The organism is Gallibacterium genomosp. 3, assembly GCF_001678475.1.
GTDB classification, from domain to species: domain Bacteria; phylum Pseudomonadota; class Gammaproteobacteria; order Enterobacterales; family Pasteurellaceae; genus Gallibacterium; species Gallibacterium faecale.
Genome location: NZ_JTJR01000047.1, coordinates 14,158 through 39,293 on the forward strand (window position 1 = coordinate 14,158; position 25,136 = coordinate 39,293).

Here is a 25,136-nt window from a genome sequence, read left to right on the forward strand (position 1 = left end):
TTTTGCAATAGAAATAAAAAGAAAAGCGGACAAATTTGCCCGCTTATTGTACCTCAAATTATAACCTTAAAGGATTATTTTATTTGCTACCTTGAGCCCATTTTAAGAAACGAGCTTGAGTTTCTTTATCTGCTTGTTGATACCAATATTGCAACATTTGTTCTGCAACATTCTCACCTTGCACAGTGATTTTCGCTTTCGCTGCTTTAGCACCTGCTGCTGTTGGAATTGCTGCTGGCATACTCACAGACACAAAGCTTGGTACAGCTGCAACACCTTGTGATGCATTATACTCTGCTAAATCTTCTGCAACACGAGTATCAGGGAAAATTCCGCTTTGTTGTAAGATATCTTGTTTAGTACTAATTTCTTGATTACCGCTCGTTTTCACCGTAATTTTCGGATTCTTAGCGAATAAATTTGCATTACGCATATTGTCTAAACGTGGTGCAGTAATAACTAAATCTTGGCTATTACCTTGGAAAGTCACAATAATTGGACTAGATTCAAATAATGTTCTATCTGAACCATTGGTTACCACTTCAGAAACACGCACAACAACTTGGTGAGTGTTGTTATCACTTGCGTCAAAACTGTTTTGTGATTTAGTTAATGAAGATTTGGCTTTTTCACCATCAATGGCAAGGAGGGAAATATTTGGGGTTACAGTGACTTTCGCTGCTAATGTACTCATCGAAAGGGTCGCTGCCACACATGCCAATGCAAAACGAGATAATTTCATGTACACTCCTAGTAAAAATTACGAGCTAGTTTAAGAGGCTCTTATCCTATGCTATTTTCTAGCAAAATTAAATAACAATTTAGGAAATATTTATTATGAAAACAGAACAATTTATTATTTATGGACACGTACAAGGTGTTGGATTTCGTTTTTTTACTTGGCGAGAAGCACAACGAATTGGTGTTACTGGATGGGTAAAAAATCAATCTAACGGTAGCGTTGCTGTACTCGCACAAGGCACAGAACAACAACTAGAAACCTTTTATCACTGGTTACAACAAGGGCCTAAAACAGCAACTGTTAATTATGTTGAATCATTTATTGTAGAAAATAATACGATTTATTCAGACTTTCAAATTCTTCATTAATATTATTTTCTTAGCCATATCTTTTATTTTGACGATATTTTAATTTGCTCAAAATAACAGCAAAAATAAATAATAACGCTTGTGTTAAGACAATTGTTGCCCCTGTGGCACTATCTAAATGATAACTTAATACAATTCCGACCAAATTAGAAATTAATGCACTACCAATCGCAATGCCTAACATTGTCGAAAAACGTTTAGTCAATAGATAGGCGGTAATGCCTGGGGATATTAACATTGCCACCACCAGAATCACGCCAACAATTTGCATCGCCAATACTATCGCTAAAGAAAGGAGAGCTAATAAACCATAGTGTAATAATGTAATATTTAATCCTGCCACTTTTGCTTGTATCGGATCAAAACAGTACAACAATAGATCTCGCCATTGTGTATAAATAATCAACAAAATTACACTACCGAAACCAAGCATCTGCCACATCTGCTGCCGATCAATCCCTAAAATATCGCCAAATAATATATGAGTTAAATGCTGTGTGGTTTCTACATGATTAAATAACACTAACCCAATGGCAAACATACCAGAAAACACAATTCCCATAATCGTATCTTCTTTTAAACGCATATGATTTTTTAAAAATCCTACACTGCCAGCACAACAAACTCCTGCAACAAAAGCACCTAACGTCAAAGGTAAATTAAACATAAAAGCCAATACAATACCTGGCAATACCGCATGAGAAATCGCATCTCCCATCAATGCCCATCCTTTTAACACCAAATAACAGGATAGCACTGCACAAATCACTGCAATCATTAATGCTGTAAGCAAAGATACTTGCATAAAAGGATAAGAAAGTGGCTCAATAAACCAATTTAATAATGTATTCATAGCCATTTACCTTTTCTCTCTAACCGCATAATAACGTTGCGTAAAAAAGCCATATTTCGGTGAAAACGCAAATACCAATAAAAACAGACAAGTTTGCAAACTCACAATAATGCCTCCGGTTGCACCATTCAGATAAAAGCTAAGATACGCCCCTATCCCACTGGTGAAAAAACCAAAGGCTACCGCAATTTTCAATAAGGTAGAAAATCTATCTGTTAATAAATAGGCTGTTGCTCCTGGTGTTACGACCATCGCAATCACTAAAATTGCCCCCACTGTCTGTAACGCAGCAACAATACAAGCACTTAACAAAGTGAAAAATAATACTTTTAGTCTTGTTGGATTTAGTCCACTGGCTTTAGCTTGGATTTCATCAAAAAAGACTAATAATAAGTCTTTCCAAAACAGTAACAACAAAACCATACTGACACTTAAAATAATCACCACTTGCCAAATATCACTATCAGCAATCCCAAGAATATTGCCTAAAATGATACTTTCAACATCAACTGACGTAGGATTAAGTGAGATAACAAACAGCCCTAATGCTAAGAAAGTAGTAAAAATAAAACCAATAATTGCATCTTCTTTTAATGGCGTGATCGCTTTAACCCATAAGATCGCTATTGCGGCAAACATCCCTGAAAAGAATGCTCCGATTGCATAAGGCAACGATAGCGCATAAGCAATCGCTACGCCAGGAACAACAGAATGTGAAAGTGCATCACCGATTAATGACCAACCTTTTAACATCAAGTAAGCGGATAAAAAAGCACATACACCACCAATGGCAGCGCTTACCCAAATCGCCTTAAACATATAATCATATTGAAACGGCGCAAACAGAAGTTCCCACATATTATTGTCCTTTATCGTGTTCTACTAATGTTGCTGGTGGTTCATTTTTCGTTTTACCATAGAATACCGCTGCTTTTTCATCATCAGTAAGCACGGTTACAGCACGTTCATCACCATCTTCGTGCAAGGTTTCACCATGTAGTTTGATATGACGCAACACCCCACTAAATACTTTTTCGAGATTTTCTTGCGTAAAGGTAGAGTGCGTTGAACCGCTAGCGATCACAGTACGATTAATCATAACTACTTGATCACAAAAATCAGGCACACTTCCCAAATTGTGCGTAGAAACTAAAATTAAACAACCTTCCTCACGTAATTTTTGTAATAACTCAATAATCGCAAGTTCCGTTTGCACATCAACCCCTGTAAACGGTTCATCTAGTAAGATAATTTTACTTTGTTGCGCTAATGCTCTGGCTAAAAAGACACGTTTCTTTTGCCCGCCTGATAGCTCTCCAATCTGTCGATCTTGTAAATGAGCAATATCTACACGCTGCATTGCTTTCATTACCGCATCTTTATCGTCCTTTTTCGGAATTCGCAAAAAATTCATATGAGCATATCGGCCTTGCATCACCACATCATAAACCGAAATCGGGAACTGCCAATCAACCTCTTCACTTTGCGGTACATACGCAACAAAATGCTGTTTCAGCGCCTCTTTTACTGATAAATCAGATAAGGTGATTTTGCCTTGTTGTGGAGTAATTAATCCCATAATGCTTTTAAATAATGTTGACTTCCCACTACCATTTACCCCGATTAAACCACAAATCGTGCCACCAGCTAATTGAAACGACATATCTCGAATAGCTGTATGCCCATTGTTATAACGCACACTAATCTTATCTACCTGTAAAGAAGCTATTTTATTCATTTTTGGTTAAATCCTTTGCTGATCGTATTCACGGTAGTGGAAAGTAAATCTAAATAGGTTGGTACTGGTCCATCTTGTGTAGATAATGAATCCACATAAAGTACACCACCATATTTAGCCCCCGTTTCTTTGGCGACTTGTTTTGCTGGCTTATCCGAAATGGTACTTTCACTAAACACAACTGGAACATGATGAGCCTTGACTTGTTCAATCACTTTACGAATCTGCTGAGAAGATCCTTGTTGCTCCGCATTAATTGGCCATAAATATAACTCTGCAAAACCATACTCTTTGGCTAAATAACTAAAAGCCCCCTCGCTCGTCACCAACCATCGCTGGGATTCTGGAATGTTTGCCAATTTCTCACGAATTTCGGTATCGAGTGCCATCAATTTTTCACGATATTTTGCTGCATTTTGGTTATATTGCTCAGTATGTACAGGATCATACTTCACCAATGCTTGGCGAATATTTTCTACATAAATCATCACATTTTTCGGCGACATCCATGCATGAGGATTGGGAATACCTTTATAAGGTCCTTCATAAATAGATAGAGGTTGAATACCCTCACTAACAACAATATTTGGTATTTCTTTTGGTAATGTTTTAAAGAAACGTTCAAACCATTGTTCTAAATGTAATCCATTCCATAAAATCAAATCTGCATCTTGTACCTTGATAATATCTTTTGGTGTTGGCTGATAATTATGAATTTCAGCGCCTGGTTTAGTAATAGACTCCACTATAGCACTATCACCTGCTATATTTTGCGCAATATCTTGGATAATAGTAAAAGTAGTTATTACTTTAAAAGGTTTTGCTAAACTGTAAGTTGATAAAAATAATAGGGACAGTGAAAATATCAATTTTTTTAACATACTAATTTCCTTAAAGTTAATTGCTATTATAGTTAGTTTAGCCCAATCATCATCACATGTAAATGAGAATTATTATCAACTATAAACATTTTGCAGGTTTAGGTAATCCTGCCAATTTTGTTGCTTGTTTTGCTGGTCCATCTGGAAATAACCGCTGTAAATAGCGACTATTCCCTTTATCTTCACCTAATTTTTGTGCTATTGCTTTCACTAACATACGGATTGCAGGAGAAGTTTTATATTCTTGATAAAAATCACGTACAAAATAGATCACTTCCCAGTGTGCATCTGTTAATGTTAAGTTTTCTTTTTCTGCGATTACTAATGCAATCTCTGGACACCAACTAGCACTATTTAATAAATAACCTTGTCCATCAACTTCAATTTGTTGCCCATTAAATTCAATATATTGCATATCGTTTTTCCTTTTCCACTAATTCAAATATTGTACAAAATTCCACACAGAAGAACTGATTAAAATATCTATCGCTATAATTAATCCATTAAAAAACCGCATCATCTGATGCGGTTCTTTCATTTTTATCGTTACTTCATTGATGATTAATCACGGCTTGCCGATAAGATATTCAACAAGCTTACAAAGATATTATAAAGTGACACGTAAATACTTACAGTCGCACGAATATAGTTTGTTTCACCACCATGAATAATGTTACTGGTTTCTAATAAGATTGCACCACTTGAGAATACGATAAATAACGCACTAATTGCTAAATGTAATGCTGGAATATTTAAAAATAGACTTGCAATCACACCTACGACTAACACAATAAATAAAGAGAACATCATTCCAGCAATGAAAGACATATCTTTTTTCGTGGTTAAGACATAAGCAGAACAAGCAAAAAAGACTAATGCTGTACCAGCTAATGCAGTAACAACAACATCACCTAGCCCTTGACTAACATAAATATTCAAAATCGGTCCTAAGGTATAGCCTAAAAAGCCAGTAAAAGCGAATGTTGCTAAAATGCCAAGCCCACTATTAGCCAATTTATATGTTAAAAAGAGTAAACCATAAAAACCGACTAACATTACAATTAATCCCGGATAAGGAAGATTAAATGCCATTGATAAATAAGCAGTAAATGCAGAAAAAGCAATGGTTAATGCTAATAAAAAGTAAGTATTACGTAATACACGATTCGTACTTAGTATGGAAGTTGAACTTTCTCGAGTATCGACAACAATTTTTGGTTGCATAAGGTAAGTCTCCTAATTAACAAAATAACTCAATAACGGTAATAATTTATACTGACAATGTCAATAATAACGGCGATAAAAAGCCTAAAAAGTGTAAAAAAACAACATAAGGCTTAAAAAGTAAGCTATTGCATTAAAATTTCAATTTTTTTATTTACTGCAAGATCAAACTATACTATATTGCACACCGCTGAAAACAACCAGCTCTGCGGAGGAATGGTCGAGTGGTTGAAGGCACCGGTCTTGAAAACCGGCGAGGATTTACGTCCTCCGTGAGTTCGAATCTCACTTCCTCCGCCATCAACTCTATTTTTATCCCTCTCTATATTTCATTTTTTCTTAGAGTTATAAAGTAGTATTTCCATAGATATTTTTATCTTATTGATTTATAAAAAATTTTATTTATTATAAATTCATTTTTACAAAATAAATTGCAATACTAATCTACATTAGTATAGAATGTTTGGAAATGGATTGGAGGGTTCTCTGGTCGGCGTAAAGCTCCTGTATTCGGGGGCTTTTCGCTTTTTAAGGATAAACTTTTAACCCATAATCATAATAATGACATCCAAGATTACAGCTATCTTTATAATAAAATTTTTTCTCTAAAATTCTAAAAGCTCTATTTTCGACCATTTGGTTATCTATTAACTTCCTGCCTATAGGTCGTGCAACAAGATCTGCTATTTGTAGCCCCGTTGAATTAGTTTGTTTTGATTTAATCAGAACTTCAAAAGGAAATACAACATTAAACCTATTGATTCCAGAGCAGATCCTTCTAAATTCAAGCTCTAACTCTTTATCCTCTTTTTCTCCTCTTGCCTCAAAAACCATAAAAGTTTTCCTATTATGCTGATTTTTCTCACTTAAAAATGAATATAATTGTTCCAAGCAAAACTTCAACGCTATGTGGTAAGCATTCTGATTAGATTTCCCTAATGACAACTTATCTTTTTTGATCGCTGTTGCAATTAGAACAAATTTACTCTCATCCAAAATATCTGATAGTTCTAATATAAACTCTTCTTCTATCTTCTTATTTTTAAATGTGAATGGTGTAATTTTCTTCCTAACCTCAATTCATGCAGAATAATCATATCGTGCCCAAAATACTTAAATTTAAAATTTTGAATTCTAGGAACAAGATTTTTGGCATAATTCTTTTTATAAAAAATACAAAAAGCTAAGATAAATATAGGATAACCAACATCAATCTTAGTCAAATTAGAATCACCGCTTTCATCTACATAAACAATATAATTACTAAACTCGCTCATTTGACTAACTTGTTTAGAAAATAGTGGAAGCTCTGGTTGCTTAGTGGCAGTCATAATTTGTTCCTTGAAGAGAAATTCATATATTTCTCTTACTATAAAAAAGAATCAGATTTTTGCAAAATATTAACTTATTCCTCACAAACCAATTCTTCCTCTAACTCATCTGCCATTGCTGCTAATAAATCACGGCAAAGTTGAGCTAGGCTACGATAAAAGCCTGTTTTAGCGTGGGCTTCGACTTGCCCCAAAAAGCGCCCCATACAAGGCAATAAAAAAGTTTGGAAAAACGCTTGTTGTGCAGTTAAAGACCCTGTTTGATCTTCAATCCAAGAAGCAGTTAATAACAATAAAGCGATATGATCTGGATTTTCTAACGCAGGCATTGCTCGTTCTTGTCTAAATTGCACAAAATCCGCTACCGCAATATCATAATCTGATAAATGAAAATCAACTGACTCTTGTAAATGCTGATAATCTTCAGCTAATTGTTCGATTATCCAATTAGACTGTAAATTCATCATCGCCACTTCGCTTTGTTGATCCAACACCAAAGCCCAAACTGATCTTACTCCACCCTGTTTGATCCACTGTAAAGCGGGAGTTAATACTGAATCCTGCGGTTGGCGATAAAATAGATTTCCAAAAAGACGACAAATTAAAGAAAAGTTATTAATTTCAATAGGTTGTTCACTCATATATTTTAGCTATCTTAGTAATCATTAATAAATTATGAAGAAAGTGGCTAAGTTTACTATAATTCTCATTTTTCAATAAATCATTTTTAGGAGAAACAATGAAATATATTGGTGCTCACGTTAGTGCATCTGGTGGCGTAGAAAATGCTGTGTTACGTGCAGTAGAAATTAATGCCAATGCCTTTGCTCTATTTACAAAAAATCAACGCCAATGGAAAGCGCCTGCTTTAAGCCAAGAAAGTATCAAAAAATTTAGAACATTTTGTGAGAAATATCAGTTTTCATCAGATCAAATTTTGCCACATGATAGCTATTTAATTAATTTAGGCAATCCTACTGCCGAAGGGTTAGAAAAATCACGAACCGCTTTTATTGATGAAATGCAACGCTGTGATCAACTTGGTTTAAAACTACTGAATTTTCACCCTGGTAGCCATTTACAACAAATTGATGAACTCAGCTGTTTAAAACGTATTGCTGAATCAATTAATATTGCCCTAGACACAGTACCAAATGTCGTTGCAGTAATTGAAAATACTGCTGGTCAAGGCTCAAATTTAGGTTGGAAATTTGAACATTTAGCAGAAATCATTGCCCATGTTGAAAATAAAGAGCGTGTTGGCGTCTGTTTAGACACTTGCCATACTTTCTCTGCTGGCTATGATCTCTCATCGCTTGATGCTTGTGAACAAACTTTTACCCAATTTGCCAATATTGTCGGTTTTCAATTTCTCCGTGGTATGCATCTCAATGGTTCTAAAACCCCATTAGGTAGCCGTGTTGATCGTCATGATTGTTTACAAGCTGGAACGATTGGCACAGCTGTATTTTCATATATTATGAATGACTCTCGTTTTGATAATATTCCAATGATTCTAGAAACAATTAACCCTGACATTTGGAAAGATGAAATTTCTTGGCTACGTTTGTTAGAAAATTGTTAAAAATCCAGTTTAAACATTGAACAAACTCACAAAAATAAGCTTTAATTACTATTTTTTATCAAAAATAACTAGCCAGGCTAGTGCTTTTTCGGTAGGATGTTGTCATTTTTATATTTAATTTTTTATTGTTGAGTCATGTTTTATCGAGTTATTGTACTAATATGTTTCTTATTTCTGACAGCATGTAGTAACTTATCTACTACGCAAACAGCTGCTACACATTCTGATGTAAATTATCCAATTGGTGAATTAATTTTAAAAACAAACGCTACCGAACATAAAATTATTAATAAAAAACTCAATAATTTCTATCAAGAATGGGCTGGAGTTCGTTACAAACTTGGTGGTAGCACTAAAAGCGGTATTGATTGTTCAGCATTTGTACAAACTGCATTTGCAGAAAAATTCCATATTAGTCTTCCTCGTAGCACATCAGAACAAAAATCTTTAGGTCGTCAAATCCAGAAAAATCAATTAAAACAGGGGGATTTGGTTTTCTTTAGAAAAAATCGTCATGTTGGGATTTATCTAGGAGGCAATTTATTTATTCACTCTAGTACTAGCCAAGGTGTAACTATTAGTTCTTTAAATGAAAATTATTGGTCTAGAACTTATACACAATCTCGTAGAATCCTTGATTAGTTGATTTTTCTGATAGAAATATGTCTCCTTTAGATATTTAGATTACTAATAAACCTACGATTTTTATCGTAGGTTTATTTTTCCACAATAATATGCACTATCTATGTACACAGATAAAATGTGTATCTTTATGCCTTAATAAGGTATGTCCGTGTATAGGATACTCTTAAGGCTATATCATACAATAGAGCACCAAAATAAATTTAAATCAATGCTGATGAAATAGGAATAAAATTACAGTTTAGTTTCAACATATTCGCAAGGAATTGAGATATCACAACAACAAATTGCAACAACTTTAAATATTAAGCCCCCTCAGTTATTGTTTTAGAAAAACATTCACCATCCTAAAAAATATTATGTGGAAAGTAATAAGAAGTGTTTTAAACTTATCACCATTAAAAAACTATCACTTTCCATCTATAAATGTAGAAAATCAATTCAAATTTAGCCTCTATTCCTCTCTTATAAAAAGCATAATAGATAAAATGATTGATCCTAATTAGGATCAACTGCTTGTACTATTTTAGTAGACTTCTTTCTTGTAATTACTTTCTTATTTTTCTAAAGGAAATAACAATTTATTAAGTCATAGTAAAAGATAATACTTACTCTCTAGTTTAGGTACATTAACATCCAATAACGCTAAATTTAAACGTAAAATCTCTTTCATTTTCTGATTTGCTTCTAGTGATGACATTAATGTTCTTATAAACTTTTGCTGACTAGCAATAGAAAGTTGAATTAAGTCATTTTTCTATGCTGTCTTTTATCATCAATATATCTCCTATCTATTCTGAAATGAGCATACAGTAAATATCATTTAACCTTATTTTCCTCTTTATTTTAGCCATAAAAAAACACCTCAGCAGAACTGAAGTGTTTTTAATGACTAACTAAATTGTGAGATTAGAAATAAACACGTAAACCTAAACCAATTTGGTTATCTCTATCTTTGTTATTATCTTGATCTTTAGATTGGAATGTACCAGCTTCTAAATAAGTGACTACATTTTTAGTTAATTCATAGTCTGTACCAAGAATAAAGTTGTGTGCTTTTTCATATTGAGATTTATCATATGAAGTAGATTTTACATATTGATACTCACCATATACAGAAGCATTTTCTAAATAGTTATATTTTAAACCTAATTCTAATGCACGTACTTTATTGAATCCATCTACATCAACTTGATTTGTTAATTTACTTTGAGAATAATCAACTGCTACCGCAAATGGACCTGATGCTAATTCAGCACCAACAATAAATGCATTTTTGTTATAATCTGCTGCAATAGTATTTGAATTAGTATCTCTCACAAAAGTTTTAACTTTTGAAAAACCACCATTTAAAGTTAAGGTAGTATCATTAGCCACTTCAGCAGTATAGAATAATGCGCCACCCCAACCTTTTTCATTTTGCTCATTAGCAGAGTTTTTCACAGCTCCACCAAAGAAATAGTCTAAACCGAAGCTAAAGCCATTCCATTCAGCACTACGGAATTTAATTGCTTTATTACTATGGGTATTAGTCTGATTTACATCACCTAAATCATAAGTATAATCAGAAATACCTAAATCATCTAAGTTGGTATCTTGGCGACCAAAAGTTAATGTACCAATATCATCTTTTGCAAAACCTGCATAAAGATTATATGCATATGCACTACCATCTTTCTCTTCTTCATTAGAAACATCATTAAAACGAACTTCAATGTTTCCTAATGCGCTATAACCATTTCCTAACTCATGTGTTGCTTGAGCAGAAAGGCGAGAATCACCATATTTAAGGTCACTACGTTCATTTTTATTTTTGCTTAATACTAAACGAACTTGACCACCAACTTCTACTTTAGTACCGTCTTGGTTATAAACTACTGCTGCGTTTGCAGAAGTTGCTGCTAATGCTGCTACTGCTACTGCGACTAATGTTTTTTTCATGATAAATACCTCTTAAAAATTTTTAAGTTTAAGTTCAGTGAACTTTTTTCTGAAACGCTGGTCTAATAGCCGTCATTTCGAGCAAAAATCCTACGCTAACTCTTTTTGATAATCAATCTTTATTTATTATTCAAGAATAAAAAATAAACAGAAAATACATTAAATGTTCTTTTTTTAAACAATAAAAGTCTTCAACTTATTAAGTTGAAGACTTTATCTACACAAGTTTTACCAATTCAGATTAGAATAATACGCGTAAACCTACACGAAACTTATTATCTCTCTCTGTTGTACCACTTGCATATTTAGTATTCTCCGTGCTTCCTTCAACATAGGTAATGACATTTTTAGTTAATTTATAATCTGTACCTAAAACAAAACGATTTGCCTTAGATACTGTCTCCCCCTCTGAAAGTTCTTTTGCAAATCTATATTGCGCATAAACTTTCGCATTATCTAAATATTGATATTTAACACCAACACCTAAACGTTTTTCTTTTTCATCTACAATTTTTTGCTCGCTATAATCAACACCTAATGCAAAAGGACCAGATGCTAACTCAACACCAACTAAATAAGCTTTTTCTTTATAAGGACCTTCAGGTGCGGTAGTACTTGTATTACCGTGTTTTACTTGCGAATATCCAGCTTCTAAATTTAATTTTGTATCTGCTGCAAGTTCTGTTGTATAAAATGCAGATACACCAAAACCAGACTTATCATTATAACGGTTTTGAGTTGCCTCATCTCCATTATATGGGTTACCAAAGAAATAATCTAAACCAAATTGGAAGCCAGCAAAATCAGCACTACGGAAACGGATGTCTTTATTAACTTCAGTAGTTAATAAACCATTTACGTTACCTAAATCATAGGTATAATCTGATACACCCACATCATCAAGATTTGTTAATTGGCGTCCGAATGTAATTTGACCAACACCATCTTTTGCAAACCCTGCATAAATACGTTTAACATACGCGTTACCATCTTTTTGTTTTTCATTAGCAACATCATCAAAACGAACTTCAATATTTGCTAATGCACTAAAACCATCACCTAAATCATGAGTTGCTTTTGCTACAATACGTGATGAACCATATTTTAAATCTGCACGTTCATGTTTATCTTTAGCAAGTAATAAACGAAGTTGTCCGCCAACTTCTACTTTAGTACCATCTTGGTTATAAACTACTGCTGCGTTTGCAGAAGTTGCTGCTAATGCAGCTACTGCTACTGCGACTAATGTTTTTTTCATAATTGACACCTCTGTGTTAAGTGATGTTATTTAACAGTAAGCCATTAAATAACTGGATTATGCTGAACAATCTAGATTGCTCAACGATTACTCATTTCAAAATGAAATATACAAGCTTTCCAAATTCTGTCAATTTTTTCACAAACTTACGGAACTTTTTATAAAATCATTATATTTCAATAACTTGAGAAAAATTCCATTATTTACTTTCATTTGAAAAATAACATCAAAAAAAGTAACACATGTTACAATATACTTTAATTATATGATATATATGTATTTTTATTAAATATGCTATAAAAACTAAAAGTTCCAAATTTTTTGAATCAATTTTAAATTTTGTGAACCATATCACAATAAAAAATATCAAAATTCATTTTTCAGCCAACTTATTCCCTAATAACTTACTTTTTACTTCTTTCTATATTGAGATAAATTTGTGATCTAACTCACTTTTTTAAATTAGCCTGTTCATTTTTTATCAAAATATTTCTAAATTAGAATTGTTCTTATCTTAATCAAAATGCCTATTTATTACTCTATCTTCAATAAACAATTATTCATTAACTTTTGATTTCTTCTTTAAATATCAATACCAATTTTTATATCACCCTAAAATATGATCAAATTAACAAAACTGGTTAATAACAAAAAACTATCAAAAATGACAGGCTAATTTGATGATAAAATTCTGTTATTCCTAATCTTATAATCCAGTGAATAACGTAATTACCTGAAACCATTTATTGATATATGAAAAATAATCTGAAATTAGATGTATTAATAGTAATAACCTAGAATTTTCTAGGCTATTGATATAAATAAAATAGAAAAATTAATTAACTAAACCAGCACCTTGTGCAATTTGATCGGCAAATTTACCAATACTAATCGCAAAATAGTAAGATTTATTCCAATCCATAATGGTTTTAAAGTTTTTAGAAACTAAAAATGCTCTACCCGCTAAACCATTTGGTAACACTAACCACACTCTAGTGCGTTGTAATTGAGAGATAGCACGTTGTGAAAACGCATCTTGTGGCAATAACACGCCTAATCGCTGCCACTCCGCAACTGAACGTGCCTTATTATTTTCTGTGCCAGCTATATTTGGATCTAACCAACCTGATAATTGTACTTCAACCCCCCAAGGTAATTGATTATTCCAACCCACAGTTGCTAAATAATTTGCAATAGAGGCAAATGCGTCATAATAGTTTTGCCAAATATCGGCGATTCCATCGTTATCACCATCTTTTGCATAACTTAGGTAAGAACTTGGCATAAATTGCGATTGTCCCATTGCACCGGCCCAAGATCCTTTCATTTTTTCCCGTTCTATATACCCACGCTCAATAATCCTTAACGCTTTAATAAATTCATTCGCAAATAACGATTCACGACGTCCTTCAAACGCTAAGGTCGCTAACACAGACAACACATCAAAATTTCCTTGATAACGACCAAAACTGCTTTCCATGCCCCATAACGCAACCAAATATTGTGGTTGAATCCCAAAACGTTGGCTGGCAGTTTCCACTTCTTGACGTTGTTCAGCAAAATAACGCATCGCCAATGCGACTTTCGTATTGGTTAAAACCCGATTCAGATAATTCGTTACCCCTTTCGGATTGTGTTGAGGAGGTGTTGAACTAGAACGCTTACGCCCCGCTTGCTGCTGATCTAATGCAATCGAACGTTCTACAAATTGAATATTTTGTTGTGAATAAACTACGGTTGGATCAATTCCTTGTGCCACTGCTTGTTGCCGTAAATAATCCACATAATGATTAAAATTTGTTGATATTCTACTATGTGGATAATTGAAATTAATATCACCAACATTGGTCGGTACAGAAGGCGAACTACTACATCCAACTAAGAGTAATGCCCCTAAACCTAAAATTGCTTTTTTTAACATCTTTTTACTACACTAATCACACTAAACTATATTTTATTGTTCTTAAAACTCTCTAATAAATTCTCTGGTGGTGGCGGCATCTGTAAATAGAAACCCTGCTGTTTAATTTGTGCTAATACCGCCTGATTATCTAATTGCGCCAATTTCTTCAGTCCTAATAAATTAAATAACATCACAAATTGTGGTTTACCAAAGAGATTAAGCAAGGCTTCTGGTACATTAGTAAAGTTGTCACGTTTTTCAATATAGAGATACATTCCCTCTTTTTTATGACTTTTATAAATTGCACATAACATCTTTGTTCTTACCTATTTCCCTTGTTTAAATACACCCCAGTAATTCGCACTTACATCATTATTCAGCCAGAAATTGCCTGTAATTGGATTATAGTGATAGCCTTTTAACTGTTCACAAACCAATCCTACTTGATCACAATAACCTAATAACTCGGCTGGCTTAATAAATTTCTCGTAATCATGCGTTCCTTGCGGTAATAGTTTCAATACATATTCCGCACCCATCACCACCAATGCCCAAGCCTTTAATGTTCGGTTGATAGTTGATAGAAATAAAACCCCATTCGGTTTTAATAACTGCTGGCAGCTGAGAATAATGGAAAGCGGATCAGGAACATGCTCTAACATTTCCATACAAGTAATCACATCAAATTTTTCTGCACCTGTTTGCTGCTGATGATGTAAAAACTCTTCGATAGTAATTTGTTGATAATCAATCTGTAATTGGCTTTTACTGGCGTGTTGACGTGCAACCGCAAGTGGTTCAGAACTCATATCAATTCCGGTTACTTCGCCACCGACTTTAGCCAAGCTTTCCGATAAAATACCGCCACCACAACCGACATCTAATACTTTTTTGCCCGCTAAACCACCCGTATGCTGCAAAATGTAATTAACCCGTAATGGGTTAAGTTGATGAATCGGTTTAAAATCACCATTTAAATCCCACCAAGTGGCTGCCATTTTTTCAAATTTTGCCAGCTCTTGTTGATCTACATTTGCTGTTAGTGTTTTTTCTGTCATCTATTCTGATCCTCTTCCTCAACCCATTGATTTTTATCCAATAGTTGATCTGCCAAGGTTACTCGCTGTTTAAAGCGTAAAATTTGTTGTTGTAATGCTTCCCCTTGATCAGAAATGGTTATCTGTTTTTGACCAATAAAAGTTGCATTCCCTAATGGACTAATCATTCCCAATACCTGTGCATTACCGACTAATAACGCTGGCTTTGTATTCACTGGGTGAACTAATGATTGCCCAAATGTTGAAATCGGCGTTTGAATACCAAGTAAATCCATTATGGTTGGCAATACATCATACTGTGAAGCATATTGCTGCAATCGTTGTGGCGGTAAACTGCCATCTGGTGCAAAGATGACCAATGGAATATGAAACTGCTCATCTAAATTTTCTGATGGTAATGAATTCAATGTATGATCCGCTGAAAAAATAAAGATTGTATTCTGATACCAAGGTTGTTTCTGCGCTGCTTGCATAAATTGTTCTAATGACCAATCAGAATAACGTAACGCATTTAAAAACCCTTGTTCACTGCGAGGATCATGCGGATAGATATGAAACTCTTTTCCTGCATCCGCAAACGGTTCGTGCGTTGTACCAGTAAATAAAAATGCAAAAAAAGGTTGATCAGCTGGAGTCTGATTAATTTTGCCTAACAAAAATTGCAAACTGTCATAATCCCATCCGAAGTGTGGCGGTGCTTGAGGATACTCTTTAATAATTGGTACGTCCTCTTTGCCATAATACTCTTGGAAACCTAATACACTCGCAATACTATTCACATTAAATGATCGGCGATTAGAGGTTTGCATCATAATGGTTCGATAATTCCGTTCATTAAGAATTTTACCAATTTGACTAAGATGGTTAAGCTCTAATCCAAAGCCTAACGTTGGATGATTACTTAAGACGGGAACTGAAGATAAAATTGCTTGGATACCAATAATGCTGCGCTTTCCTGCTGCGTAATAGTGATCCCATGTTTGAGATTGAGTAATCAACTGATCTATAAATGGGGTAGCGTGATAACCTCTATGTGCTAACCCATCAATATATTTATAACTCCAACTCTCTAACAGAATAAGCACAATATTCTTTCTCGTTGGTGCAACTGCTGATTGAAATTTAAATTGCTCTTCTGCATTTGGTAAAGCTAACTTTTTCTCCTCTGCATTCAGCAAATTCAATGGTTTAAATTCTTCTTGAGCTCGAATTTGTTTCATTACCACAAATGGCGTATTTAAAATAAGATTGGCTTGATTAGTCGCTGTGGTATTTTCAAATGCATCTGCATAACTAATTGGGCGACCTTGAATAATCATTCCTCGCGCCAACCAAACACAGCAAACCACAAAGAATAGACTAGAAACTAGATGTATTGGCAAAGAAGGTAATTTTGTTTGTAGCTGAGTTTTAGAAAGCGGTTTAATAATCCAGTAATAAAAACTACCGATAACCAATAACAAAAATAGGCAACCTAAAACAGTATTTAACAAGCGAGAACCAAACGCTAACTCAAAAATAAAGGAGATATCCTCTCCGATCACAGTCACTTCCCGTCCCAGATGACGATAAACTTCACCAAAATAGGTTAAATCCACTAATGAAATTACACCAAAGGCAACAAAAACAATTAACGCTAAATACGCTAAGATTTTTTGTAAGTTAGCCTGATAAATGAAACGAAAAGGTAACGCACAGATCAAGAGAATCGGTGCTAAAAATATTGTGGTGACATTAAGATCAAAACGAATGCCATAAAAAAATGCCTGCAATAACTGTCCAATACTTAAATCATCAACAAAATATTCTAAATAAGTTATAACAAATAATAACCGTAAAACAGCAAATAGACCTATTGCAAACAGAAACAACTTTATAGGTAGTTTTAAATATCTCATTCCTTATCCTATCTAGCCAAATAGCGCTTGAGTTAATAATGTTGTAATTTGTGCATAACCTACTTGATTAAAATGTAAGCCATCATCGGTAAAGTCTAAATTTAACTTACGATAGCCATCTTGCAAGACTGTATTTGGCGATAATAATATGATCTCTTGATTTGCAAAATGTTGGCGTAATTGATAGTTGAATTGATCAATTTCAGCATTACTACATTCACGCTTAAACGCCATATAACTCACTTCCATTAAATAGAGTTTAGTTGATGGATTAATTTGTTTTAAGTAAGAAATTGTTTGATCCAACCAATACAATGTATCTTCTGCTCGCCAGCTTGGTCGGCACATTTCATTAATGCCTAAGAAAATTAAAGTATAGTTGCCTAAGCCTTTTACTAATTGTGGTTGTAAAATCAATTCGACATATTGTTGCGTTGTAATCCCACCAATCCCGAGGTTATTAACTGGCGTATTATTTAAACAATCAATATCCCAATAATCCCAGAGTGAATGACCAATTAATGTAATCTCTTTTGTCGCTGCAAAATCTGCTGATTTTTCTTTAATACGACGCTGAACATTCAGTAATGAAGTTTGATAACGCACTCTTAATTGCAAAATCGCTTTAACTAATTCATATTCAAAACTATCTTCAATCCATAATGCTGCTTCTTTATCTAATTTATACTGCACTGTCGTTGCAGAGGTTAAACGATCAGCTAAATTTGCTATAAAAATTGCGTCATTCTGATTGCCTTTAGCATCCGTTGAAATTAAATAATCTGCTTGTGTTTGTTCAAAATATTGGCAACTTTGCTGAATATGGGAGGCTGATCGTAACGGCGCTTCTGGCGCTAAAATTGCACAATATTGATATTCATCGGCTAATAGATCTTCTGTTTGCCGACAACGGATTAATGCTTCTGGTGTCGCTAACTGCGCTGTTTCACATAATTGAATATCGATTGCATAACGACTTAGGGCATCTTGATATTCAAGTTTATCTGTCATTACCACCACTTTATCAAAGCAGTGACTGTTAAGTGCCGCTTCAATGGTATAACCTGCGACTAATTTACCCTCTAACATTAATACATTTTTATTTGGTAAATCAGCTTGTTCTGTTGCTCGCACAGGAATTAATGCAATACGTTTCATCTTTGTTCCTTATAACTTACGCAATAATTTATACACTTTGCCTAAAACTTTACCCGGTAAAATCCGCGTGGTAGCACGAATGAGAAACACAATTAAGGCACTTATTGGATTTTGTATGCCTAACTTTATTTTTAATTTAGCTAATTTCCATTCACTTTTGAAATATTGAAGACCACGACGACGGTTATACATACCTTGTCCAGCACGCATCTTGATTAAAATATCAGGTAAATTATGCGTAATATTGCCTGCACTTAGAAAACGCAGCCATAAATTGTAATCTTCTAAAAAGAGATGATGCTGATAACCACCGACTGCCTGAATGGCGGATTTTTTATAGGCTAATGCCATATGATTAAATGGGCTACGCATAGGTGCCATTTTTTTGATCTCGTTATCTTCGATTGGCACACGGCGAATTGATTTGACTTCTGGATTATCCGTATCAAACTCTTCAATTTGCCCTCCCACCATAGAAACCTCTGGATGAGCTTCAATATATGCCACTTGTTTAGCAAAACGATCTTCCACACACAGATCATCGGTGTCCATTCGGAATACCCATTCATAACTACATTCTGCTAAGCCAGCATTTAAGGCTTTCCCCAAACCAACATTTTCAGGTAAAGGTACAATTTTCAGGGGTAAACGTGATTGCCACTCAGCAACACAATCTTGTAATGGTTGTGGAATCGGACCATCATAAACCAACACAATTTCGGTGGCTGGTACGGTTTGCGCAGCTAAACTTGCAAAACATTGGGTTAAATATTCTGGCTTCTCTTTGAAATATAACGACATTAATACAGAAAAATTCATTGTGGCGTTCCTTATTTCTTTTGACGCTGTAAAACTTGCTGATAACAATCAATTAACTGTTGAATATGTTGATCAATACTAAATCCTTGTTCACGCATTTTGTCTGCATAACTTTCACGTTGTGCATTGCGTATCGTTTGTTGAATTGCACTCACCCAAGGTTCGACAGTTTGATTAATTGGATAAAAATTGACTAAATCTGTTATGGCTACTTCATCTGTTACTGTATTACTTACTAACGTTGGCAAGCCATTACACTGTGATTCCAACGTTGATAATGGAAACCCTTCAAACAAAGAAGGTAATAAAAAAATATCAAATAAATTCAATAACTTTGGCACATCTTTGCGATATCCGAGGAAAATCACTTGATTTTGTAATTGATGCTCCGCTACCCATTGTTGATATTCCGCTTGTAGTGATCCTACCCCAATCAAAAAAAGCTTATATGATTGCGATTGCTGCGCTAACTTTTCCAATAACTGTAATAAAAACTGATGATTTTTTACTGGTTCAAAATTACCGACATGACCTAAAACAATTGTATTTTCATCTAATTGAAACTGTGCACGTAATTGCTGACGTTGTTGCGGATTAAAGGCAAAACGATCACAAGCAATCGCATTATAAATAATTTGATAAGGTGAATTTTTAAATAAGAACTCCCCTGCTACACGGCTACACGCAATACGATCTGTCACAAATAACTTGGTTAATTGATAAAACAAGCTATTAATCTGTGCTTTAATTTTGCTGCCTGATGGCTGACTACTGTGTGAATGTAAAATTCGACCTTGAATATTATGCTGTTTAGCAAAATAAAAATGGATAAACGACAAATAAGGGTTATGTGCGTGTACCAAATCAAAATGATACTGCTGATATAATTTCTTTGTCGCTTGCCATAATTTACCCGTTACTAAATTTTTTATCGAAAATGCTGGTAAATGATGAAACACGACGTGAGGATTACGGGCTAAAATTGTCGCCTCAAACTCCTCAAAGCGTTGTGCAGCATAATAAGTAATATGCAATACATATTTATCTTGTGGAAAGTGTTGTGCAACGCTTGTTAGATAGCTACCAACACCACCATGTACCGCAATACCACATAAATATAAAATATGAATTTTAGGCTCTTTCGTTTGCATTTTTGACCTCTGCCAACTCAGCTAGATAAAAATAGCCCAGTAAAGCAATAAAACTAACCATCCCTTTAATCAAGAGGATAAAATAAAGTGTTAATAGCGCAAAATAGAGTAATGCACGCTGCGGTTTCAACGCCATAATTTTTGCAGTTAAATAACTATGGGTCATTAAATTCACAATTAATCCAACTAGCCCTACCGCAAAAATAATTCGCAAATAGCCAACATCAGTGCCCATATAATACAGACCATCTAGGCTATTTTGTGCTAAATAGAATCCATCCCCAATCAACCAAGTAGCTAATGTCGTTGGTAAAATCTGATACATTTCTAACAAAATATCTGTTGATTCTGTTTCTAATCCCGCACCAGAGAAAAGATTGATGAAAAGTTCTGCTGCAAAATAAAATAACTTTGAATGGAGTAAATCTATTCCCAATAAATTGTTTAATACTGCATATAAAAAAATAAGCAATAACAATAATGCTGTTGGAATAAGTAAAAAACAGAACCAGGCTAAACGATAATAATTAGTAAAATAGCGCTGATAGCAGAAAATAACTGCACCAATCGCAATACCAACTAAGACCGTTCGGGCTAATAACAGCCCAACTAAGCTAATAAACGCGAGTAACACCAAATCACGAATAAAAGGTAATCCTATCCGTTGTTGAGCTAAACGAAACGCTAGCAGAATAATTGTAAAGGCATAAATGATACCAGAACCAAAAAATTGGGTACCAAAGCCAATAAAACGATTTCCTTGTTCTAATGAAGCAACAATTAATCCTCTTCCCTCGCTATACCGTATTAGGAACAGCAATAAATCCTGCATAAATGGCAATAGATTTACACACAAAGTGAGCACAGATTGAATTACAACAACATTAATCCAAATCCCAGATAAGCGTTGATAATTTACATTGCCATATACCACAACAGCGAAGTGATATAGAAAATAAGCCGCAAACAAATAAATAACTGGTGTAATTCCATTTTGAATCACATAAGCAATTTCCATACTAGCAGGATTAATTAATTTTGCGGGGAAAATAGACAGGATAAATGGGATCACCATTAAACTAAGAGGAGCAACTTGATAAGCCATCCATTGCTTACGCAAATAATCACGCAATAATAGTCCTGCACCAATCACCCCCATTGTCACCGACGGGTGCAAAGGAATGAAATTATATTTGATGTTAAATAACCAAGTAAAAACTAAACAATAAAATATAAATTTCTTCATGGTAGTGTGATTAGTAAGGATTTTCCTGACAAGATTCTATTTTTTTAACCATTTAAGCCCAACTAATTTCAGCCAACGCATAAAAAGAATCCCTTTAACTGGATAAGGTACTCTCCCAACTTGGCGATAGATTTTGCATAGTTTGCCTAATTTTAATGCGCTAATATTGGCACGGTTAATCGACAAGGAATATTGGGTAATCTCTTCGTCCGTCAGTTTTAAGTTTAAATGCGTGAATAAATAGTAGTGAATTTTGCGTAATACCTCATTTTTTAACGCTAAATTCTTCGCTAATAATCTTGTTTCACTATTTGGCAAAATACGATAGCGCAGTATCACATCCGCTAAATTGGCAAATTTATAACCTTTGCATAACAGATGTACCCAAAGACCATAGTCTTCTGCTCGATAATATTGTTGCTGATAAACAAGATCTTCTGGGTTTAATACGTTAAGGTTAAACATCACTGTTGGATGATGGAATGCTGAAGCTAAAAAGAGGTGGGCTTTAATTGCCATATCCTCTTGTGGCAAAACTAATGTTTGTTTTTCAACATTCTCACCAAAAGTTTCAATCGCCCCGCCAACCACAGCCACTTGTGAATGTTGTTCTAAAAAAGTCACCTGCTTTTCAATCCGATTGGGTAATGCAATATCATCCGCATCCATTCGAGCAATGTATTTCCCCTGCGCTAATTGAATTGCTTTATTTAAGGTAGCGATTAAGCCAAGATTCTGTTCATTTTCAATATAGCGAACGCGTAAATCTTCTTGTGCTAACTGCAATAAAATTTCTGCTGACTTATCTGTTGAACCATCATTAATCACCAACACTTCTAATTGATGGTAACTTTGTTGCAAAATTGACTGCACTGCTGCTTCAATATATTGCTCGCCGTTATAGCAAGGAATAATGACTGAAACTAAAACATCATTTTTCATCATTTTGACTCATTTAATAAATGACATTGATTAAAATCTTGTAGCCAGGTTTGATAAAAAGAGGCATTTTTCCCATACGAGTTATCATAGATATACACTTTTTTTCCTAATAAGATACCAAGTATAAAACAGTGCAAACGCGTGGTATAAATCTGATCAAAGCGATTTAAGAAATTAATCCCTAATTCCATATAAAAATCATGTCGATTTTCAATTTTTTCTAATGGCTGCACATATAACGGCATTAAGATCGGTAAACGATTCGCCGCACGAAATAAAAGCTCTCTAAATGAGAAATTAGCAAAATTTGGGTTATATTTGATCAGTTGTTTAAACTCTTTCTCAAAACTCGGCCAGTCAGAAACAGTCACATTTTCTAATTCGGCAACTTCATGATAATCAACAGCCGTATTCAACTCTTTATCCGTACGTTTTACAAATAATGTTTTACCTGTCTTTTCGTCTGAAATGAAGCTATCTAAATTTAAACAAAATGCCATATCTGGTAATAATAAAATCTGACATTTAGTAAAATATTTATTTAATAGGCCATAAGAAACCTGATCTCTAGCACAAATCGTTACATTCCCATGTGCATTGAAAATTTCCGCACTTTTTTCTAATGCTTCTTGTGATTGGAAATAAACAGTTTGTGGGAATACAATAACTTTATTATTTGGGCATTGACTAATGACACGCTCACGTAATTTTTGGCATACATCCCAAACATCGCCAAAATTACCACCACCATGAAATAGAATAATGTCATCTTTCTCAATTTTATTAAGATCAACATTATAATAAGGTGCTGCATATTTTAATTTATAGGGCAAACGTGATAAATAAGCGACTTCCCCTGCCCAAATAGCTTGATCGCCAATATTCTGATGATCAGGAATATCTAATAGCACGTAATCATTATCAATTAATGGATCAAGACGATCATAAATAAGGTTACTTAAACGAGATAATTGCGGTCTATTTGGATTGATCATAAAACTCTCTCTGTTATTTTTTTCCAAACTTTACCTACTAAACGTTGATTGAGAATAAAGAACATCACCAACGCAATCGCAAGTAAGACAAAATTAATAGTAAGCTGATTTAGATTAACTAAATAGCAATAAACAAGACTCAGCCCAAAAGGAAACCAAAAAGATTTCCAGCTAAGCTGTACTGGATAAAAAGATTTCACATCTTGCTGACGGATTAAAAAGACAATAATAAAGCTGACTAATGTCCCTAATGCTGCGGCAAATAAACCAATTTTTGCCATTAGACAAAAGCTTATCACAATATTAATCACTGCACCTAATAAGGTTGTAGTCAAAATTTTAAGAGTATTTTTCTTTTGTTGATACGCTGTTCCTAAAAATGCACAACATGAAGTAAATACCGTTGCCAATACTAATAAAGGCATATATTGCCATGCAGAATAAAACTGTTTAGCAAAAAGATAATGAATTAATGGCTCGCTGATACTGATAAAAATTAAGCCAATTGAGAACATAAATTTAGATAATTGGGCAAACGTTTCTGTCGTTACTTGACGATAATCCCCATTATCATTTTTTAAAATGACATCCTGCCAAGCTAATAAAAATAACGAGAAAACAATCATTAAAATACTTGGCAAGCGAGAAGAAACCGCATAGATCCCATTTGCAGCTGTATCAATTTGTTGAAAGATAATATATTTATTCGCCATCGTCATTAGCCACCAGCTTACTGCATTAGGCACAAGCGGTAATGCGTACATGAGCATTGGTTTTAATAATTGACGATCAATGCTCAACCAAGAGAGATATGCCAAAACTTGCCAACGAAATAGAATAATTAAAACCACCACCAAATTGGCAGCAATCATACCGATTAATACAGCAAATAATTTATCACTAAGTAACCATAATCCAATCACTGAAAACAACAACAGTAAAAATGAATAGAGAATCCCTGACAAGGCAAATTTTTGAGTTAATTCAAGCCCTCTCAACACTTGCTGTAAGATATAAAACAGTGATGAAGTGACTAATAAGAGTAAGGTTTCTACTAAATAAGGTTGTGGATAAAAATAATTGATACCAACTGCCAGCAGTAACATCACCAAGCACGCCAACATAAACATCAACAAAGCACTACTAATCACTTTTGCTTCTATTCCTGCTTTTTTATCTTCAGCAATTAACCAACGATAAATCGCATCCGATAATTGTAGAGTAACCACCGGCGTAACTAACATAGTGAACGTTAAAATCAGATCATATTGCCCCATTTCCACTGTAGAGAGATACAGTGAAAACAGAGGCAATAAGAGAAAAGAAAGTATTTTTGAACCAAAACTACCAATACTATAAATTAAGGTATTTTTCAGTAGTTTATCGCTGACTGCATTTCCCAT

Annotated in this window: 26 protein-coding genes and 1 tRNA gene; 4 read left to right on the forward strand and 23 right to left on the reverse strand. The window is 34.1% G+C overall.

From position 1 onward, the window contains the following. Positions 1 to 79: 79 nt before the first annotated feature. Entirely contained in the window at positions 80 to 742 is a 663-nt protein-coding gene (locus tag QV06_RS10485) for a curli polymerization inhibitor CsgI-related protein (protein ID WP_065234083.1), read from the reverse strand. Between the two features lie 95 nt (positions 743 to 837). Between QV06_RS10485 and QV06_RS10490 the strand changes: the two genes are divergently transcribed. After that, complete coding sequence (locus tag QV06_RS10490) at positions 838 to 1,110, forward strand: acylphosphatase (protein ID WP_065238091.1); 273 nt, start codon at positions 838 to 840, stop codon at positions 1,108 to 1,110. Between the two features lie 10 nt (positions 1,111 to 1,120). Here the strand turns inward: QV06_RS10490 and QV06_RS10495 are convergent, their stop codons facing one another. From QV06_RS10495 to QV06_RS10520, 6 genes are all read right to left on the reverse strand, one after another. Continuing rightward, positions 1,121 to 1,963 (reverse strand): metal ABC transporter permease, encoded by an 843-nt coding sequence (locus tag QV06_RS10495; protein WP_065238119.1) that lies wholly within the window; start codon positions 1,961 to 1,963, stop codon positions 1,121 to 1,123. Between the two features lie 6 nt (positions 1,964 to 1,969). Next, positions 1,970 to 2,821: a metal ABC transporter permease gene (locus QV06_RS10500; RefSeq protein ID WP_065234080.1), complete on the reverse strand. Its 852-nt coding sequence runs from the start codon at positions 2,819 to 2,821 to the stop codon at positions 1,970 to 1,972. A gap of 1 nt (position 2,822) precedes the next feature. Beyond that, a complete protein-coding gene (locus QV06_RS10505) occupies positions 2,823 to 3,701 on the reverse strand; it encodes an ATP-binding cassette domain-containing protein (RefSeq protein WP_065238092.1) in 879 nt (292 codons plus the stop codon). After that, positions 3,698 to 4,582, reverse strand: coding sequence for a metal ABC transporter substrate-binding protein (locus QV06_RS10510; protein WP_065238093.1), 885 nt, complete (start codon positions 4,580 to 4,582; stop codon positions 3,698 to 3,700). The genes QV06_RS10505 and QV06_RS10510 overlap by 4 nt, the downstream gene beginning before the upstream one ends. Positions 4,583 to 4,661: 79 nt before the next feature. Continuing rightward, complete coding sequence (locus QV06_RS10515) at positions 4,662 to 4,997, reverse strand: TusE/DsrC/DsvC family sulfur relay protein (protein WP_065238094.1); 336 nt, start codon at positions 4,995 to 4,997, stop codon at positions 4,662 to 4,664. A 146-nt stretch (positions 4,998 to 5,143) separates the two neighbouring features. Then, a complete protein-coding gene (locus QV06_RS10520; protein ID WP_065238095.1) occupies positions 5,144 to 5,806 on the reverse strand; it encodes a Bax inhibitor-1 family protein in 663 nt (220 codons plus the stop codon). A gap of 210 nt (positions 5,807 to 6,016) precedes the next feature. Between QV06_RS10520 and QV06_RS10525 the strand changes: the two genes are divergently transcribed. After that, positions 6,017 to 6,106, forward strand: a tRNA-Ser gene (locus tag QV06_RS10525). Positions 6,107 to 6,334: 228 nt separating this feature from the next. Here the strand turns inward: QV06_RS10525 and QV06_RS12035 are convergent. The 3 genes from QV06_RS12035 to QV06_RS10535 form a co-directional block, all read right to left on the reverse strand. Next, entirely contained in the window at positions 6,335 to 6,802 is a 468-nt protein-coding gene (locus QV06_RS12035) for a DUF3800 domain-containing protein (RefSeq protein ID WP_245174286.1), read from the reverse strand. 32 nt (positions 6,803 to 6,834) lie between these two features. Continuing rightward, positions 6,835 to 7,137, reverse strand: coding sequence for a DUF3800 domain-containing protein (locus QV06_RS12040; protein ID WP_245174287.1), 303 nt, complete (start codon positions 7,135 to 7,137; stop codon positions 6,835 to 6,837). A gap of 74 nt (positions 7,138 to 7,211) precedes the next feature. Further along, positions 7,212 to 7,778 carry a TorD/DmsD family molecular chaperone gene (locus QV06_RS10535; protein ID WP_065238096.1) on the reverse strand — a complete coding sequence of 189 codons (567 nt, stop codon included), beginning with the start codon at positions 7,776 to 7,778 and terminating at the stop codon, positions 7,212 to 7,214. A 98-nt stretch (positions 7,779 to 7,876) separates the two neighbouring features. Here QV06_RS10535 and nfo point away from each other — a divergent pair, with 98 nt between their 5' ends. Together nfo and QV06_RS10545 are read left to right on the forward strand one after the other, a co-directional pair. After that, positions 7,877 to 8,722: a deoxyribonuclease IV gene (gene nfo / locus QV06_RS10540; RefSeq protein ID WP_065238097.1), complete on the forward strand. Its 846-nt coding sequence runs from the start codon at positions 7,877 to 7,879 to the stop codon at positions 8,720 to 8,722. Positions 8,723 to 8,857: 135 nt separating this feature from the next. After that, positions 8,858 to 9,364, forward strand: a complete 507-nt coding sequence (locus QV06_RS10545) for an NlpC/P60 family protein (RefSeq protein ID WP_065238098.1) — start codon at positions 8,858 to 8,860, stop codon at positions 9,362 to 9,364. Positions 9,365 to 10,273: 909 nt separating this feature from the next. Here QV06_RS10545 and QV06_RS10550 read toward each other — a convergent pair. From QV06_RS10550 to QV06_RS10610, 13 genes are all read right to left on the reverse strand, one after another. Further along, on the reverse strand, positions 10,274 to 11,305 hold the full coding sequence (locus QV06_RS10550; RefSeq protein WP_065238099.1) for a porin: 1,032 nt from the start codon (positions 11,303 to 11,305) through the stop codon (positions 10,274 to 10,276). Positions 11,306 to 11,546: 241 nt separating this feature from the next. After that, a complete protein-coding gene (locus tag QV06_RS10555) occupies positions 11,547 to 12,563 on the reverse strand; it encodes a porin (RefSeq protein ID WP_065238100.1) in 1,017 nt (338 codons plus the stop codon). Between the two features lie 835 nt (positions 12,564 to 13,398). After that, positions 13,399 to 14,484 (reverse strand): lytic murein transglycosylase, encoded by a 1,086-nt coding sequence (locus QV06_RS10560; RefSeq protein ID WP_065238101.1) that lies wholly within the window; start codon positions 14,482 to 14,484, stop codon positions 13,399 to 13,401. A 26-nt stretch (positions 14,485 to 14,510) separates the two neighbouring features. Then, positions 14,511 to 14,780: a YcgL domain-containing protein gene (locus QV06_RS10565; RefSeq protein WP_065238102.1), complete on the reverse strand. Its 270-nt coding sequence runs from the start codon at positions 14,778 to 14,780 to the stop codon at positions 14,511 to 14,513. 12 nt (positions 14,781 to 14,792) lie between these two features. Beyond that, positions 14,793 to 15,524: a bifunctional 2-polyprenyl-6-hydroxyphenol methylase/3-demethylubiquinol 3-O-methyltransferase UbiG gene (ubiG, locus tag QV06_RS10570; RefSeq protein WP_065238103.1), complete on the reverse strand. Its 732-nt coding sequence runs from the start codon at positions 15,522 to 15,524 to the stop codon at positions 14,793 to 14,795. Then, positions 15,521 to 17,422 carry an LTA synthase family protein gene (locus QV06_RS10575; protein WP_065238104.1) on the reverse strand — a complete coding sequence of 634 codons (1,902 nt, stop codon included), beginning with the start codon at positions 17,420 to 17,422 and terminating at the stop codon, positions 15,521 to 15,523. The genes ubiG and QV06_RS10575 overlap by 4 nt, the downstream gene beginning before the upstream one ends. A 12-nt stretch (positions 17,423 to 17,434) precedes the next feature. Beyond that, positions 17,435 to 18,580, reverse strand: a complete 1,146-nt coding sequence (locus tag QV06_RS10580; protein WP_065238105.1) for a GDSL-type esterase/lipase family protein — start codon at positions 18,578 to 18,580, stop codon at positions 17,435 to 17,437. 9 nt (positions 18,581 to 18,589) lie between these two features. Then, positions 18,590 to 19,399 carry a glycosyltransferase family 2 protein gene (locus QV06_RS10585; protein ID WP_065238106.1) on the reverse strand — a complete coding sequence of 270 codons (810 nt, stop codon included), beginning with the start codon at positions 19,397 to 19,399 and terminating at the stop codon, positions 18,590 to 18,592. An 11-nt stretch (positions 19,400 to 19,410) separates the two neighbouring features. Further along, a complete protein-coding gene (locus QV06_RS10590; protein WP_065238107.1) occupies positions 19,411 to 20,550 on the reverse strand; it encodes a glycosyltransferase in 1,140 nt (379 codons plus the stop codon). After that, positions 20,531 to 21,796, reverse strand: a complete 1,266-nt coding sequence (locus QV06_RS10595; RefSeq protein WP_065238108.1) for a hypothetical protein — start codon at positions 21,794 to 21,796, stop codon at positions 20,531 to 20,533. The genes QV06_RS10590 and QV06_RS10595 overlap by 20 nt, the downstream gene beginning before the upstream one ends. Positions 21,797 to 21,832: 36 nt before the next feature. Beyond that, a complete protein-coding gene (locus tag QV06_RS10600; RefSeq protein ID WP_245174288.1) occupies positions 21,833 to 22,741 on the reverse strand; it encodes a glycosyltransferase family 2 protein in 909 nt (302 codons plus the stop codon). Then, positions 22,738 to 23,733: a polysaccharide pyruvyl transferase family protein gene (locus QV06_RS10605; protein WP_065238109.1), complete on the reverse strand. Its 996-nt coding sequence runs from the start codon at positions 23,731 to 23,733 to the stop codon at positions 22,738 to 22,740. The genes QV06_RS10600 and QV06_RS10605 overlap by 4 nt, the downstream gene beginning before the upstream one ends. Beyond that, on the reverse strand, positions 23,730 to 25,136 hold the full coding sequence (locus QV06_RS10610; RefSeq protein WP_065238110.1) for an oligosaccharide flippase family protein: 1,407 nt from the start codon (positions 25,134 to 25,136) through the stop codon (positions 23,730 to 23,732). The genes QV06_RS10605 and QV06_RS10610 overlap by 4 nt, the downstream gene beginning before the upstream one ends.